This window comes from Methanobacterium sp. (genome assembly GCF_016217785.1).
GTDB lineage: Archaea > Methanobacteriota > Methanobacteria > Methanobacteriales > Methanobacteriaceae > Methanobacterium.
In genome coordinates this window covers 238737-254521 of the sequence record NZ_JACRGA010000025.1, presented here as the reverse complement: position 1 = coordinate 254521, position 15785 = coordinate 238737, and the positions used below count along the sequence as shown (strand labels likewise).

Below are 15785 nucleotides of genomic sequence, written 5' to 3'. Positions count from 1 at the left end.
ATGATTATCAATATTGCTTATAAAGTTAATGAATGACCTTAAGGATAAAATCAATCTTAAAATAAAAAAAATAAGAATTAAAAAAAATAAGAATTATCTGCGCGAATAGTTATTGAAACAAGGTATGCAGACTATTTCACCATTTTCCACCCGGGACCTGTGTTCGGCTACTGGTTCTCCACACTTGGCACAGTAGATGGACTTGAAGATCCTTGCTTCTTCTGGAAACTCCATTTCAACACTCTCCACTTTGAAGAGATCCTCAGCAGGTCCTTCTAATATATCAGCAGTAGCTTTGTTACGGAGTTCTATAAACCGGCTCATGTCCTCAGGGGTGGCTGAAGGAGAGAAAGCTTTTTTCCGGGCTATGGCAAACTCAGGATCCATTTCAGTCATGTCTTTTTTCAAAGATATACGCAGTGCTTCCCCGGTTTCACGGTTCATAAAGGTGTAAACGTGTTTTCCATGATCCTTGAATATTAGGTTTCCCTTGCCCATGGTGCATCCAGTTACCACCTGAATGGCATCCACACTGCAGCTGTCATTTTCAACTATGGCCACCAGCTCCTCATCCTCTGCCCTGGCAGACAATAATTCACAGATAGCTATTTCAGCCGCCCTGTACCCTATAGATATTCCTGGACATGAATGTCCGTGGAATTTGATTACATCAGAAAATGGAATTATCTCACATTCTTTAGCATCTTCCATAATTATCACTCCTGAAATGGACTTGTATATTTCCTATTTATATTATTACCCGGTGATAAATTCATCCCGGCCCCTGTTAACTACACTGATATTAACATAGGGTCTTGATATTAACATAGGGTCTTTTTTCCCTACTGAACTGCTTGATCCATCTGTATTTAAGTATATTCCTTCATTAGTCTTCGTACATTCCAGCCAGTGGATCTTTACCATTGGGGAACATTGCTCCGTAGGGTTCGAACCAGTCCATGTCCTTCACTGTGCAGAAGTGCATTCCCTGGTTGGACTCGGTCATCATCAATGGCTGGGCCTTTTCCACATCCCATGAACCATTTTCAGGGTTGTAAATATCATCACGTACTTCCAGGTGCACCACTTTCCCCACAACCAGTGCATAGGGGAAATTATCATATTCTTCAGCTACGATTTTGTGGAGTTTGCATTCCATCCAGGCGTAACATCCGTCCACCCCTGGTGTTTCAATCTTCTGACTGGGTTTTTCTTCCAGACCAGCAAGTTCATATTCATTAACCTCTGGAGGGACGAATTTGGCTGTGGGCATCACACTACCAGCCAGATCCATTCCGGGGAGGCTGATGACGAATTCTTCCCGGGCCTTCATGTTATCGAAGGTGTCCCTCATCACACCCGCAGTGGCCACGCATATCAGATCAAATGGGCGTAAAATAGGCATCAGACAGGAATAAGGGGCCACGTTTCGCACCCCATCTGGACTAAGGGTGGAAATGAAGGTCACGGGCAGGGGTATTATGGATTCTCTTTTGAAGTTTTTTAGTTGCATAGAGGTTCACCGCTATGAAACTAGGATAAACACCCATATAAATTTATCATATGAATAGAGTATAGAGTATTACTAATGGCAGTTGTAAAAGACCAATCTTAATACCCTGTACCCACTTAATTTGAGTTCAATTTCAGTTCCGGGGAGGTTTTCAACTTTGAACCAGAGATTCTTCGGGTTCTTCATCGAGTGTTTCTCTAAAGATTAATCCGTATGCCCTGTACATGAACAGGTACATGAATGGATAAATGATTAGGCTCACTAAAACCAAGCCTGCAAAGGGTATCATGGTTACTAACGCTGCCACTACTGCCAGGATAATATAAAAAATTCCTAGTAAAATTAGCATCAATATGTATCTTAACCAGCCGATACTTTCTATTCTCTCCCGGATTTCGCCGAATCTAAATGCTGCTCCTATTTCATCATAGTAAGCCATGTTGGAAATGGCCATTACAGATATTATCCCCACGATGATGAGAAGTATCGCACCCAGTAACAGAATAATCACCCCTATGCCTGAGGATCCTACAAGTAGCATGATGAAACCCACAACTAAAACTATTGTGGGAATTATTCCATAAACAAGACTTGTAATGAACAATTTAAGCCCATCTAGGAACAATTTAGTCCATTCATTAAATTCAGGAGGTTCATTTTCACCCATTATGGATGTTCTGATTGTCCTGAGTTGATATCCCAATATCAGGATAGATGCTACTAAAGCAGGAATTAAAAGAAAATACAATAAGCCAGAAACACGACCATATCCCATTACAATTTCCATTGAAAACTGGGAAATTAAAACTATTACCCCCAAAATCAACAGTCGTTTCCAGTTAGAAACTGGATACTTAAAAGCATTACCAATAATTTCACCCATGTCCATATTAAATCAACTCCCATGTAAATATGAAATCATACAATTAATTTATTATCATTTCCAGTTAATTCTTTACAATATAAATGTTTTTGCATGTCGCTAGACTCTCTGATAGGATGAGCTTAAAAAAAGGATAAATTTTATTTTCAGGCATAATATATCTATGTTTCTAAATCTTCCGGTAACGCAGAATATAGATTATAAGCCCCACCCCCAGCACCCCACTGGCTGCGAACCCCAGAAATCCTAAAATTGGCATCCCCCAGATCATGGGGCCGGTGTTGATCTGGATAATCCATGAGGAACCCAGGAGCAGGGCCGCGATTATTATGGACACCACCAGTTTATTACTGGTTCTTTCAATGTCTTCAGAGAGTTCCTCGGTATAACGGACCTTTATCTCCCCGTTTTCAATCTTGGCCACCAGGCGGTTGATGTTTTGAGGTAAGTTTTTCACCAGGTGCTCCAGTTCAAACATGTTATCCTTGAATACATCCGCCATGTTTTTGGGGTTGAATTTTTGCAGGAGTAGTTTCTTCACCATTGGTTTGAACTGCGCAGTAGTATCGAATTCCCCATCAAGGGAGTAGGCTACCTCCTCAATAAGGGATACTGCCCTGGCAATAAGGGTGAATTCCGGCGGTACCCTGGCTTGGTACTTGGTAATCAGGGGTAGGGCCAGTTCACTTAAGATATGGCCCAGGTGTATATCACTCAAACTAGCACCATAGTAACGGTCCAGTATATCCATTATATCCCTTTTAAGGATAGTTCTATCCACCGAGTCATTGATGATACCCATGTAGATAAGCTGGTTGATAATTGCATCCACCTTGTAGTCAATCACCTGGACAAAGAGTTCACCCAGGTTCTGCATGAAATCATGGTCAATGTGTCCCATCATCCCAAAGTCAATGTAACATACCACGTTATCCTCTAAAACATAGAGATTTCCAGGGTGGGGATCTGCATGGAAAAATCCATCCACCAGTAGCTGCTGGAAGTATGATTTAGCAACCCTCTCCGCTAATAGCTTGTTATCAAAGCCTTCCGGGTTCTCCATTACCTGACTCATCTTGGTTCCCCTGATGAACTCCATGGTTAAAACCATGGCTGTGGAATAGTCCGGGAAGACGGTTGGAGAACGGATTCCCTCATCATTAGCAAAGTTAGCCTGGAAATTCTGGGTGTTCCTGGCTTCAAGGCCGTAATCCATCTCTTTATGGATGGATTTTTCAAATTCATCCACAATCTCCGGAACATTGAACACTTGGAGACTGGGAATTTTCGTATGGACCATATCAGCCAGGTGATGCATGATAACCAGGTCTTTTTCCACCATATCCTGAATACCTGGCCTCTGTACCTTAATCGCCACCAGGGTGCCATCGGGTAAAACCGCACGGTGCACCTGGCCAATGGAAGCCGCAGCCAGATGTTCCTCTTCAAAGCTCTGGAATAACTGGTCTAATGGTTTTCCCAGTTCACCCTCCACAATTACCTTTACCGTGTCAAAATCAAAGGGTGAAGTGTCATCCTGGAGTTTAGTGAACTCATCAGCCATCTCTGGCCCCACCAAATCCGCCCGGGTGCTCATCATCTGCCCCAGTTTAATAAAAGTGGGCCCCAGTTCTTCGAAAACCATCCTTAACCGTTCCGGAGCAGTTGAATCCAGATCCAGATCAGAATCGTATTTATATAACAGGTCTCCCCAGCGGGAACCCTTCAGTTCCAGTTCACCCACCAGATTATCAAACTGGTACTTGGCCAATAAGTGCACAATCTCTTTCAAACGCTGGTAATCTATTTTTTTACGGGAAAATGGCATCACTATTATCACCGTTTATTTAAATCATTGGTTAATTCCTAATTTTCAATTTTCAATGGATCCGCAATGACCGCACCAATCAATAACCCCATAGAGATAGCCACAAAGGTCAGGACCACCATTATCAGGTTGGTAATGGATGCAGAATAGTTTTGTGCTGCCAGTGTAGCCAGGCTGATGAATCCCAGAGACCCAGGAACCAGAATCCAGAATGCAGGTATTATTGATACGTAGTATGGTGTTTTGAGTTTTGAACGTTCCAGATATGTTCCCAATATGGTCATGATTGCCGAACCTAAAAAGGCACCAAACAGACCTCCCAGGAGGTAGTTTCCGGCTTGAAGCCCCAGAAAAGTGGCAAATAACACAATCAAAACCCCTAACATGTCACGGTTTCTTATAGACATTAAGAGGTACATTCCCAGGGTGAAAACCAGGATCCCAATATAGGGAGCCCACCATCCAAGAGGATTGGCCAGGTAAGCTACCATGTAGGTCCCTGCGGAGAGTCCAGCCACCTGAAGACCCATTATAACCCCAAACAGGAGGAGTAACAGTATGACCACTCCCTGGACCAGGCGGCTGGCACCGGATATCACGTTGTTGGCTGCTAGTTCATACATTCCTGTGGCCAGAACCACCCCCGGGATGAAGTAGGAAAGTGCCGGGACCAGGATGGTTAGGGATCCCTTTATAATTCCCTGCTTCACACCGAAAAAGAAGATCATAGACACCAGGAATGCGGTTAAAACCGGTAAAATAAGGGTTAGTCTAGGTTTATCCTCAGAATATCCTATAATTAAACCTACAATTGCCCCTAATGCTCCGCAGAATAATAATTCATTTATTGTCGGTAGGAGGAGCATTCCTAGCCCAATGGAGTATAGTGCATATCCCAAAATGTGCCTTATGTAGTTGTGCTGGCGTTTAACATTTATTATCTCACTTATGCGGTTAATACCCTGTTCTGGAGTTATTTCTGCATTTTCTGCCTGGTAGATTAATTCGTATAATTGTGATACCTGGTCTAAGGGCAAGAGGCCCGGTTTCTGCCCAGTCACTGCCAGGGCCTTTGAATTCCCATCACTGATCTTGATGAGTACGAAGGTAGGAAAATCAATCACTTCCTGGGCTTTAACACCATAGGCCCGACATATGTTCTTTAAAATAGCTTCTATGGTCATCACTGCGATTCCTGCAGCAGTCATAGCCCGGGCTATTTCTGTTAGAAATTCCAGAAGATTTGGAGGTAAATCACCTCCATCTGATATGTTGGAAAGGTTTATGTGGGATGAATTAGTTTCAGGAACCATTTGACCAGTAACTCCCCATTTACTCTAAATAGATGATTGTTTTTAAAGATGATTAAATCTTTGGAGGCAAGTGGAACTTGCAACCGGAGAATAATAGAAGTTATGAAGTCATGTGGACTGATGAAAAACCGGACTTACCACCCCAGTGTAAGAGTTTTAAATGTCACCGATCAAAAGGTTAGTTGTAAAGTTTCTAAATCTACCTAATTACCCAGGTAGTAACAATTTATCAATCAGAATAATTAATTTCAAAATAAATAAATTTTCATCCAAAAAAATATTATAGGGATTATCATGCTGGCTAAACGTATTATACCATGCCTGGACTGCGACCTCAACGTTCCCCATGGACGTGTGGTTAAAGGAGTGGAATTTAAACAGATCCGATATGCTGGAGAGCCTGTGGAACTGGCCACCAAATACTACCAGGACGGAGCAGATGAAATCGTGTTCCTGGACATAACCGCCTCCCATGAGCGCAGGGAGACCATGGCCGATGTTATAAATGCAACCACCGAGAATGTGTTCGTGCCCATATGTGTGGGTGGCGGTATAAGGAAGCCCCAGGACTATGTGAACATGCTAAAGGCCGGGGCAGACAAATGCTCAACCAACACCGCAGCCATACACAACCCAGATCTTATCAATGAAGCTTCCAAGGTAGTGGGAAGCCAGGCCTGTGTTATTGGTATCGATGCTAAACGACGCTACATTGAAGATCCTAAAGAAAGTGATGACCATGTTATAATTGAAACCCCCCAGGGTTACTGCTGGTATGACTGCAGCATCTATGGTGGAAGGGAATTCACAGGCATAGATGCAGTTAAGTGGGCTATGGAGTGCCAGGAACGTGGTGCTGGGGAGATTCTCCTCACAAGCATGGACCGGGACGGTACCAAGGATGGTTACGACATTCCTCTGAACAGGACCATGAGCGAAATGTTGGATATTCCCATAATTGCCTCTGGTGGTGGAGGTAACCCAGATGATATCTATGAAGTACTCACCAGGGGCAAAGCAGATGCTGCTCTTGCTGCCAGCATCTTCCACTTTGATGAGTACCCAGTGCCCGTGGTGAAGGAGTACTTGAAGGAGAAGGGTGTTGCAGTTCGACTCTAAACTTTCTATTTTTTTTAGATTTGACATCCCCCTAACAATATACATCATCAAAATTATATGAAATATCAGGCGAGACATTTGAAAAAACGAAAACACATCTTCCTGGAAGACAATGCCAAAGTCGGCAGATTGGAAAGAAAGATTAAAAAATACAACAGATACAAGTCCCATAGTGATAAAACCCCTGAAGAAGATTTCCGTCTGCAGGAAAAACTAGCCATGCTCAGTGTGGTGGCCAGTAACTTTATGATGACTGGTCACAGTCCCACCATGGTCCTAACCAAACGTGAAGAGGGTGATGAGGTTATGATGCCAGTGGGTGGTGGTCAGAAGGATCGGGCCAGGGAGATCATCTGCAAGGCAGATTTCCGTAAACTATACCGTGGAGGTAAAGGTAGGAAAACCGACCCACTCATGATCGTGACTGCAATCTGTATGTACGTCATGAGGCAAGATAACCCGCGAAGGGGAGATATCCGATATTCCAATGATTTTATTAGGAACGTTGGAGTAACCAAGGACATATATCAGCACATAAGCCAAAAACTAGATGTTAAGGAAAATTCCTGATTTTTGATGTGTCGCTCTATAGAGTGATAGCAAAATTTTGGCTGCAACTTCTATTTTTGAATTGATTATTTAATTTACACTGAGTTAATAGCTTGGCCATCATTTTTATGAGTTTTATTTTTATCGTGCGGCCTTATTTCTTAAATTTTAACCGTTGTCATGATTGATTCATTTTATCTATAATTTCATCTGGGATTACTGATTATTTCACTTTAAAAAAACCTTAAATATTTTTAAGAACAAAATTATGGTGATCTAAGAATAGAATTCCAGTGTTTAACATGAAAAATGAAGAACCTGCTAAAAAAACCATTGGTTTATGGTCAGCCATAGCCATTGGAATTGGTGGGATGATAGGGGCTGGTATTTTCTCTGTTTTAGGCATTGCTACCGAAATAGCAGGCAATGTTGTTTACTTATCCTTCATTTTCGGTGGAATGATTGCCTTTTTAAGCACCTATTCCTATGCCAAACTTAGCTCCAAATATCCCTCAGCCGGAGGTCCGGTGGAATTTCTAATTCGAGGGTTTGGTGACGGAGTATTAGTGGAGGTTTTAACTTTTTACTCTACTTTGGATATGTTTTTGTTTTAGCGGTTTATGCCGAAGCTTTCGGTAGTTATGCTGCTACTTTCCTACCCTCTAACCTTTATAAAATTGGTGTAGATGTATTAGCCATTTTAATCATTGTTATATTTACTTTGATTAATTTCATTGGTCCTAAAGCTGTTGGAAAATCAGAAACTCTAATTGTGGGGATAAAAGTAGCAATACTCATAGCATTTACATTTATTGGATTTTTCTTCATAAAACCCGAATTATTATCCATTTCCACATTACCATCAATGGGAAATATATTGACTGGGGCTGCACTGCTATTTCTGGGTTACGAGGGCTTTGGATTAATAACCAATACCGCGGAAGATATAAATAAACCTCGTAAAAACATCCCAAGGGCTTTATATTTATCTATGCTTATTGTAATAGTGATCTATGTTGCTGTTTCAATAGCTGTGGTGGGAAATCTGACCATCCCGCAATTGCAAAAACAGCAGATTATGCTTTAGCAGCAGCAGCTGCACCATTTGCCGGTTCCATTGGTTTTACCATTATGGTTTTTGCAGCTTTATTCTCCACATCTTCAGCCATTAACGCCACTTTATATGGTGGTGCCAATGTTAGCTATTTAATGGCCAAAAAAGGAGAACTACCCCAATTTTAACAGAAAAATGTGGATGGACGGTAAGGAAGGGCTACTTGTTACCAGCATTCTAGTGATTATACTGATATTTTCCCTGAATCTTAGTAGTGTTGCCATGATGGGCAGCGCTGCTTTTCTACTTATTTATGCCGGAGTAAATATCGCCCATCTTAAACTTACCTCAGAAACAGGTGCTAATAAATACATTATTTACTTGGCTATTTTAGGATGTTTATTTTCCTTTTCAGTTTTAGCCTATTATGAGCTTTATAATTCTCCTTTAACACTCATTGTTCTTTCTGCGGTGGTTTTCTTATCTTTTTTATTTGAGTGGTTATACCGGAAATTTTCCACAAGAAAGTTTAAAATGAGAAAAATTAACCATTAACCTGAATGGAAGGAATTTCTCCCGAGAAACACTAACTTTTTGCCTATCATTCAGCCTTAAAATTAGCCAATCAGGAGTAAATCCACATGATCAGGAGAAACCTCATTAAAAAGAACTGTGCTCCCACTGGAAAGTTCCTGGCCGTTCTTAATCAAGATAAATTATTTTCCAAGACTTAAATATTTCATTTAACATAATTAATATGATAAGGCTACTATTTAGATTCACAAGAAAATTCTGATAATTATTAGAGGCGGGTGGTTTTATTGGCTGTAATTGAAATAGAAAACTTAACCAAATATTATGGGAAGGTTAAAGCCCTGAATAAGGTGGATCTTACTGTTGACGAGGGAGAAGTCTACGGCTTCATCGGACCCAATGGGGCAGGTAAATCCACCACTTTACGTATTTTACTTGGTTTGCTTCGAAAAAATGGTGGAGAAGTTCGGCTCATGGGAAAAGACCCATGGCATGATGCCGTGACCCTCCACCGTGATTTGGCCTACGTCCCAGGTGAAGTGAATTTATGGCCGAATCTCACCGGAGGCGAAGTTATTGATCTAGTTGGTAGACTGAGGGGCGGTTTCACCCCTGAACGTAGAGCGAAACTTATAAAACGTTTTAAATTAGATCCTACCAAGAAATGTGGAGCTTATTCAACAGGTAATCGGCAGAAAGTTGCTTTGATTGCCGCATTAGTTTCTGATGTGGATCTCTACATTTTTGATGAACCCACAGTTGGCCTGGATCCTTTAATGGAGGGTGTGTTCCGAAAATGCGTCAAGGAACTGAAAAAAGCTGGTAAAACAGTTTTTCTGTCCAGCCATATCCTGGCCGAAGTAGAGGCTCTTTGTGATCGGGTCAGTATTATAAGAGAAGGGAAAATAATAGAAACCGGCACATTCCAAGAATTAAGACATCTCACCCGTACTTCCATAACCGTGGACACTCTTAAACCCATTACTGGAATGGAGGATATGGTTGGAGTGCACAATCTAAGTATTGAAGGAAATAATGCCCATTTTAGTGTTGACGCGGAAAAAATAGACGCTATACTAAAACATTTAACCCAATTTGGAATTACTTCACTCTTAAGCACCCCTCCCACCCTTGAAGAATTATTCATACGATATTACGGTGATCAATACACTCCATTGGAAGAAGAACTCATCCAGGAATGATCCCATGGTTAATACGGATGACTTTGCCGGTACTTCAGCAATGACCAAGCTGATATTGCGTCGGGACCTAATGATATTGCCTATTTTTGTAATTTTCATGGTTATCCTGGTGGTGGGCATTGCAGCCAGCTTTTTGGAATTGTATCCTGATGAAACAATTCGTCAGGCATTTTTTCTACAAATGCAAAATAACCCCACCATTGTAGCACTCTTGGGCTCGGTACAGGACCCTTCCATTGGGGGACTTACCGCATGGAGAACTGGAATTCCCGGGACAATCGTGCTGGGACTTATTAGCATATTTCTCATCATCCGGCACACCCGTAGTGAAGAGAGAAAAGGACGTTTAGAGATTTTAAATTCCACCAGAGTAGGCAGACAAGCAGCGCTGACAGCAGCTTTCATTGTCACTTATGGATTAAGTATTTTTATTTCTTTTGCTATTGCAGCAGGCCTTATTGGATTAGGTCTTCCTCCAGAAAGTTCATTGGTACTTGGTCTGTCCATGGGAGTCTTTGGTTGTTTGATAGCTGCCATTAGCGGAGTGGCGGTTCAGTTTACTGAAAGTTCTGGTGATGCCCGATACATAACTGTTGCTATTTTATTGGGTTTCTTTGTGCTGCGAATTCTGGGATGGGACAATGGAAATGCTGCCTGGATTTCCTGGTTATCCCCAATTGGCTGGGTTCATCAAATCCGTTCCTTTGCTGGTAATGAGCTATGGGTATTTGGAATATTCCTTATCTTCATCACTGGATTGACAGTTACAGCCTACTGGTTATCCTCCAAACGTGACTTGGGTGCAGGAATAATAAGCCAACGTCCAGGCCCTGCACATGGATCTCTTCGCCTAAAAAACTCACTGGCACTGGCTTGGAGGCTTCACCGTGGCATGCTGCTCTTCTGGATATTGATATTTGCTTTATTTGGAGCTATGTTCGGATACACAGCCCAGACAATCAATGACATGATAAATGCAAACCCCCAATTTATGAGCCTTATTTCCCAATTAGGAGGTAATGCTGGGCCTGCTGATAGTTACTTCACGTTCGTGTTAGCATCTTTAGGAGAAATATTCGCAGTTTACGCTATTCTAGCCACCCTTAAACTACGAACCCAGGAGTCCAAGAAATATTCTGAATTCATACTTACCAGTTCAGTCAGTCGAAACGATTGGGCGGTTAGTAACCTTATATTTGCAGTATTAGGCTCAGCGACAATCATGATAATCTTTGGCCTGGTTTTCGGATTGAGTTACGGTTTAAATACTGGAAATTTATCCACAGATCTACCACGGATATTAACAGCCATAATGGCTTATTTACCCGCCGTATGGATATTTTGCGGGATCTCAATGGCATTATTTGGATGGTTACCTCGATTTACTTCATTGAGCTGGGCAGTCCTGGGTTTGATCGTGGTGATTGATTTATTAAGTGGATTTTACGACCTAACCCCCTTGATAAAAAATTTATCCCCCTACACCAATGTGCCTAAATTACTGGTAGGTGATACACTGGGATGGTCTCTCTTTTTAGTCCTGATGGTGGCGGCCTTGCTTATATTAATAGGGATTGTGGGTTACAACCGTAGGGATATTAATGGATAAATCTAAATTTGATCCAAAATTAAGGGTTTATCATTATTACAGTCATACTAGCCTAGAAGTAATATTAGCTGTTGATTTAGCCTAATGTTTACTTACTACAAAATATCCAATAACCCAATAAATTTATCTCGATGCAGTGGAATTATATTTTCTTTTCATTTGTGATTATACCGGGGAATTCCAGTGAAAAAATGAAAATATAAGAAAACTAAGAAATAATACTTGAAAGATAAAAAAAATCGACAATTAAAGTTAAAAATTGGGGGAATTTGTAGTGAAAATTAAAAACAGTGTAGTAGCCGTGGAAAATCTGGAGGAATCTGCCAAGTTTTATACAGATATTCTGGGACTGGATGAAGTAAGACGTTTCAGTCCAGTAGAGGGCCTGACCATCGCTTTCTTTAAAGGGGAAGGAGAAGCCACCATTGAACTGGTGGAAGGTGAAGAAGGTAAACAGGGACTCTACATGGTGGGTATTGAAGTAGAAAATATGGATGATGAGATCAGTTCATTAAAATCCAAAGGAGTTAAATTAACCCGTGGCCCTCTTGGTGCACCTGGAGGTCCTAAAATTGCATTTTTAGAGGGACCAGATGGTGTGGAAATAGAATTAATCCAACCCTAAAGATTGGAATCCCTAAAGATTGGAATAGTTTTTTAATTTTTATTTTTAACCATTTGTTTTTTTATCCGAGAATTTTCTAAGCAAATTATTAAAAAATAAGTAATTATGTGCCTAATTTAAGCAAAATAAAGAATATGAGAAAAAATCGTTCTTTCTGATAGGTCGCTCTATATAGTGATAGTAAAATTTTGGATATATTTCTACTTTTGACTTATAATAAAACAATATTCAAACTAACATGGCATGGCCATCGTTGATTAGGTAGGTTACACTGTTAGGGAAATTGATGTTTAGGATATTAATGGAGGTCATTTGACAAATGTTCCTTTTTGAAGATCTCTTAAAGCCTCCTCAATTTCTTCAGGCGTGTTCATTACAAATGGACCATAACGAGCTATGGGCTCATTTAATGGCTTACCTGATATTAAAAGGAATCTAACTGGTTTATTTTCGGTGTGAATTTTAACTGACTCCCCTTCACTAAAAATCACTAAATGAGTGGCAGATACCTGTGTTTCTTCTTCATCAAAGACACCTTCACCCTCAAACACGTATGCAAAAACCGTGTGCCCCCCTGGGAGATTATGCTCAAAAGAACTTCCCTCTTCGAGAGAAACATCCAAGTATTCTGGGTCTGCAAAGATTTCAGTTACGGGTCCTTTAACCCCATTTACCTCACCGGCGATAACTTTGACCTGCACACCTTCAGATAGGGCTATTTCAGGTATCTGGGATGCTTTTACTTCCTGATAACGTGGACCTGTCATTTTCAATTTAGCTGGGAGATTTACCCATAATTGAAAGCCTTCCAGTTTACCCTCTTCTGGCTCCTGAGGCATTTCTTCATGGAGTATACCGCTACCGGAGGTCATCCACTGCACATCACGTGCCCCAATTGTCCCAGAGTTACCTATGCTATCCTTATGATTCACATTACCACTTAACATGTAAGTAACAGTTTCAATACCCCGATGAGGGTGCATTGGAAAGCCAGCCAGATAATCCAGGGGATCATCCGAGCCAAAATGATCGAATAGTAGGAATGGATCCAGATAATCTGTGGCAATGGTTCTTCTAAGGCGAACACCCGCCCCTTCAATCACATAGATTGGTTCAACAATCTTTACAACCTTTCTTGAAGACATTTTTCATATCTCCTAATCACTTGTTAGGGGTAATTTACTAATCTTCCAGGCCACAAAGCCACCTAAAATATTAAAAGCTCCCTTAAAACCAGATTCTCTCATTTTATCCATGAAATACCCTCCCCTGACACCGCTCTTACAGTAGATCAGATAGTTCTTATCTTTATCCAGTTTTTCCACTTTACTCTGGAACTGATGGCCATCGTAATCCAGGTTCACTGCCCCGGGAATGTGTTCTTTTTTAAAATCCTCATGAGGTCGGATGTCCAGTATGGTAATCTCTGGTTCTTTTTCCATTAAATCACGGGCACTTTCAGGAGTTATGGTAATGAATTTTGCCATTTCTATCACCACTTTTATTATTGTTTTAATTACCTTTCTTATTTTCTATGGTTATCTAGAATTTACCAATATATGAAAAGAATAGATAAGATTAAAAGAAACCACCTCCCCCTACCTAAGCACGTTGATTAGATCAGATAATATCCTCCCCATAGTTTTAATTGTCAGAATTATGTCATCATTCATGTCCAAAATAGGGAATGTGACAAAAATTCAGCCTTTTGCATCCGTAAAGTATATATACGGGTTAAAAGGATAATTATATTCCATACCAGGGGGACAATCAAATATTAGGGAGTTCCCAAAATATGGGGGGTTACAGTTTAAATCCATAGCGATTACTGTCGAAAAAGAAGGAACTAAATACATTAGAACTGATCTTAGAGGAAGTCAACTTCTTCAATCTTCACATTTAAATAAGGGCACTGCTTTTAGTACTAAAGAACGGGAATTATTCAATCTTATCGGACTTCTACCTCATTCTGTGGAAACTCTGGATGAACAGCTTCAGAGGGCCTATCATCAGTACTCTCTCCAGGCTGATGATCTTCAGAAAAATATTTTTCTAAACAATCTTTACCATACCAATGAAACTCTTTTTTTCCGCCTTATCCGGGAGCACATTCAGGAGATGATGCCTATTGTTTACACACCCACTGCAGGCCTGGCAATCCAGCACTACAGTGATGAATTCCGGAAACCACGTGGAATTTATCTTTCCTACCCTGACCGGGAGCATGTTGATGAAATTCTGGATAACTGGAGTGATGGGGAAATTGACCTGATTGTTTTAACTGATTCTGAGCAGATACTGGGAATTGGTGACCAGGGAGCTAATGGAATTGGTATTTCCGTGGCCAAACTGGTGATTTACACACTATGCGCCGGTATCAATCCCAGAAGGATGCTCCCCATTATGATTGATGTGGGCACCAATAATCCCCGTCTACTGAAAGATCCATTTTATCTTGGCTGGCGCCATCCACGCATCAGCAGTGAGGAATACCATCAGTTTGTGGAGACTGTGATTAATGCCATAAATGAGAAGTTCCCCCAGGTTTTCCTCCAGTGGGAGGATTTCGGTAAGAAAAATGCAAGATATCACCTTGACCGTTACCAGGATGTGATGTGCACCTTCAATGATGATATACAGGGCACCGGGGCTGTTGCCATGGCCGCTCTCCTCAATGCTTTGAAATTAACCGGGACCCCTCTATCTCATCATCGGGTGCTAATTTACGGGGCGGGAACTGCAGGTTGCGGTATCGCTGATCAGATTTGGGAGCAGATGGTAAAGGAAGGTCTCAACCACCAGGAAGCCTACAGTTGTTTCTATCTCATGGACCGCCAGGGACTGGTAACCCGCGACCGGGATAACATTGACTACTTCAAAGCACCTTACGCCTGCAGTTCAACAGAAACAGATGAATGGGGCCCTGCAGATGATCCTAAGGACCTTCTGGATGTGGTGCGTAATGTGCAGCCCACCATCCTTATTGGCACCAGCACGGTGCATGGGGCTTTCAACCGTGAAGTTGTAACTACCATGGCGTCCCATGTAGAACAACCCATAATATTCCCCTTGTCCAATCCTTTAACCCTGGCGGAAGCCAGCCCCGATGATATAATTAAATGGACAGAAGGTCGTGCCCTGGTGGCAACTGGGAGTCCCTTTAGTGATGTGGAGTTTCAGGGGAAATCTTACCCAGTGTCACAGTGCAACAACGCCCTGATATTCCCAGGATTAGGCTTGGGCATAATCAGCTGCCAGGCTGAAAGGGTTACCTCAGGGATGATGGATGCCGCCACCATAGAACTGGCCAATTCAACCACCGATGATGCTCGACTGCTTCCGGAAATAGCCCAGCTGCAGGAAGTGAGTAAAAACATTGGAGTGGCAGTGGCCAGGCAGGCCATCCTAGAGGGAGTTGCCAGAACCCAGAAAGATAGAAATATTGAGAGTATAGTGGAATCCAATATCTGGGAACCAGTTTACGTGCAGTACAAGCCCCTAACTTCTATGGAAAATTCCAAATAAGGGAAATATAAGCCCAAATAAGGAAATATAA

At 41.6% G+C, this 15785-nt stretch carries 17 protein-coding genes; 10 read left to right on the top strand and 7 right to left on the bottom strand.

The features are described 5' to 3' along the window. Window positions 1-93 precede the first annotated feature (93 nt). The 5 genes from HY987_RS10535 to HY987_RS10515 form a co-directional block, all read right to left on the bottom strand. Window positions 94-711, bottom strand: a complete 618-nt coding sequence (locus HY987_RS10535) for an FmdE family protein (protein WP_292758325.1) — start codon at window positions 709-711, stop codon at window positions 94-96. 175 nt (window positions 712-886) lie between these two features. Then, window positions 887-1513 (bottom strand): flavin reductase family protein, encoded by a 627-nt coding sequence (locus HY987_RS10530; RefSeq protein ID WP_292758323.1) that lies wholly within the window; start codon window positions 1511-1513, stop codon window positions 887-889. A gap of 151 nt (window positions 1514-1664) precedes the next feature. Further along, window positions 1665-2402, bottom strand: a complete 738-nt coding sequence (locus tag HY987_RS10525) for a DUF4013 domain-containing protein (protein ID WP_292758321.1) — start codon at window positions 2400-2402, stop codon at window positions 1665-1667. Between the two features lie 163 nt (window positions 2403-2565). Next, a complete protein-coding gene (locus HY987_RS10520) occupies window positions 2566-4224 on the bottom strand; it encodes an AarF/ABC1/UbiB kinase family protein (protein WP_292758319.1) in 1659 nt (552 codons plus the stop codon). 38 nt (window positions 4225-4262) lie between these two features. Further along, entirely contained in the window at window positions 4263-5537 is a 1275-nt protein-coding gene (locus HY987_RS10515; RefSeq protein WP_292758317.1) for a threonine/serine exporter family protein, read from the bottom strand. A gap of 48 nt (window positions 5538-5585) precedes the next feature. Here HY987_RS10515 and HY987_RS10510 point away from each other — a divergent pair, with 48 nt between their 5' ends. The 9 genes from HY987_RS10510 (at window position 5586) to HY987_RS10470 (ending at window position 12229) form a co-directional block, all read left to right on the top strand. Then, window positions 5586-5744, top strand: coding sequence for a hypothetical protein (locus tag HY987_RS10510; protein WP_292758315.1), 159 nt, complete (start codon window positions 5586-5588; stop codon window positions 5742-5744). Window positions 5745-5831: 87 nt separating this feature from the next. Then, on the top strand, window positions 5832-6656 hold the full coding sequence (gene hisF, locus HY987_RS10505) for an imidazole glycerol phosphate synthase subunit HisF (RefSeq protein WP_292758312.1): 825 nt from the start codon (window positions 5832-5834) through the stop codon (window positions 6654-6656). A 78-nt stretch (window positions 6657-6734) separates the two neighbouring features. After that, entirely contained in the window at window positions 6735-7226 is a 492-nt protein-coding gene (locus HY987_RS10500; RefSeq protein WP_292758310.1) for a hypothetical protein, read from the top strand. A 281-nt stretch (window positions 7227-7507) separates the two neighbouring features. After that, window positions 7508-7819 (top strand): amino acid permease, encoded by a 312-nt coding sequence (locus tag HY987_RS10495; RefSeq protein WP_292758308.1) that lies wholly within the window; start codon window positions 7508-7510, stop codon window positions 7817-7819. Then, complete coding sequence (locus HY987_RS10490; protein ID WP_292758468.1) at window positions 7768-8292, top strand: APC family permease; 525 nt, start codon at window positions 7768-7770, stop codon at window positions 8290-8292. Before HY987_RS10495 ends, HY987_RS10490 begins: the two co-directional genes overlap by 52 nt. A gap of 168 nt (window positions 8293-8460) precedes the next feature. After that, window positions 8461-8814: a hypothetical protein gene (locus tag HY987_RS10485; RefSeq protein WP_292758306.1), complete on the top strand. Its 354-nt coding sequence runs from the start codon at window positions 8461-8463 to the stop codon at window positions 8812-8814. A 257-nt stretch (window positions 8815-9071) separates the two neighbouring features. Beyond that, the gene (locus tag HY987_RS10480) at window positions 9072-9995 is read left to right on the top strand and encodes an ATP-binding cassette domain-containing protein (protein WP_367146893.1); all 924 of its coding nucleotides are present in this window, start codon (window positions 9072-9074) and stop codon (window positions 9993-9995) included. A 4-nt stretch (window positions 9996-9999) separates the two neighbouring features. Further along, complete coding sequence (locus tag HY987_RS10475) at window positions 10000-11604, top strand: hypothetical protein (RefSeq protein ID WP_292758302.1); 1605 nt, start codon at window positions 10000-10002, stop codon at window positions 11602-11604. Window positions 11605-11878: 274 nt separating this feature from the next. Further along, a complete protein-coding gene (locus HY987_RS10470) occupies window positions 11879-12229 on the top strand; it encodes a VOC family protein (RefSeq protein WP_292758300.1) in 351 nt (116 codons plus the stop codon). Window positions 12230-12537: 308 nt separating this feature from the next. On the opposite strand, the gene HY987_RS10465 is transcribed toward HY987_RS10470, so the two are convergent. After that, a complete protein-coding gene (locus HY987_RS10465) occupies window positions 12538-13374 on the bottom strand; it encodes a pirin family protein (RefSeq protein WP_292758298.1) in 837 nt (278 codons plus the stop codon). A gap of 12 nt (window positions 13375-13386) precedes the next feature. Then, window positions 13387-13716 (bottom strand): rhodanese-like domain-containing protein, encoded by a 330-nt coding sequence (locus HY987_RS10460; RefSeq protein WP_292758297.1) that lies wholly within the window; start codon window positions 13714-13716, stop codon window positions 13387-13389. 289 nt (window positions 13717-14005) lie between these two features. Between HY987_RS10460 and HY987_RS10455 the strand changes: the two genes are divergently transcribed. After that, window positions 14006-15754 carry an NAD-dependent malic enzyme gene (locus tag HY987_RS10455; RefSeq protein ID WP_367146898.1) on the top strand — a complete coding sequence of 583 codons (1749 nt, stop codon included), beginning with the start codon at window positions 14006-14008 and terminating at the stop codon, window positions 15752-15754. Window positions 15755-15785 lie beyond the last annotated feature (31 nt).

Bases quoted from the DNA above. Each gene is read 5' to 3' on its own strand.
- HY987_RS10535 (WP_292758325.1), bottom strand. From the start codon at position 711: ATGGAAGATGCTAAAGAATGTGAGATAATTCCATTTTCTGATGTAATC.
- hisF (WP_292758312.1), top strand. From the start codon at position 5,832: ATGCTGGCTAAACGTATTATACCATGCCTGGACTGCGACCTCAACGTT.
- HY987_RS10475 (WP_292758302.1), top strand. From the start codon at position 10,000: ATGGTTAATACGGATGACTTTGCCGGTACTTCAGCAATGACCAAGCTG.
- HY987_RS10530 (WP_292758323.1), bottom strand. From the start codon at position 1,513: ATGCAACTAAAAAACTTCAAAAGAGAATCCATAATACCCCTGCCCGTG.
- HY987_RS10515 (WP_292758317.1), bottom strand. From the start codon at position 5,537: ATGGTTCCTGAAACTAATTCATCCCACATAAACCTTTCCAACATATCA.
- HY987_RS10465 (WP_292758298.1), bottom strand. From the start codon at position 13,374: ATGTCTTCAAGAAAGGTTGTAAAGATTGTTGAACCAATCTATGTGATT.
- HY987_RS10510 (WP_292758315.1), top strand. From the start codon at position 5,586: ATGATTAAATCTTTGGAGGCAAGTGGAACTTGCAACCGGAGAATAATA.
- HY987_RS10485 (WP_292758306.1), top strand. From the start codon at position 8,461: ATGGACGGTAAGGAAGGGCTACTTGTTACCAGCATTCTAGTGATTATA.
- HY987_RS10495 (WP_292758308.1), top strand. From the start codon at position 7,508: ATGAAAAATGAAGAACCTGCTAAAAAAACCATTGGTTTATGGTCAGCC.
- HY987_RS10525 (WP_292758321.1), bottom strand. From the start codon at position 2,402: ATGGACATGGGTGAAATTATTGGTAATGCTTTTAAGTATCCAGTTTCT.
- HY987_RS10520 (WP_292758319.1), bottom strand. From the start codon at position 4,224: ATGCCATTTTCCCGTAAAAAAATAGATTACCAGCGTTTGAAAGAGATT.
- HY987_RS10460 (WP_292758297.1), bottom strand. From the start codon at position 13,716: ATGGCAAAATTCATTACCATAACTCCTGAAAGTGCCCGTGATTTAATG.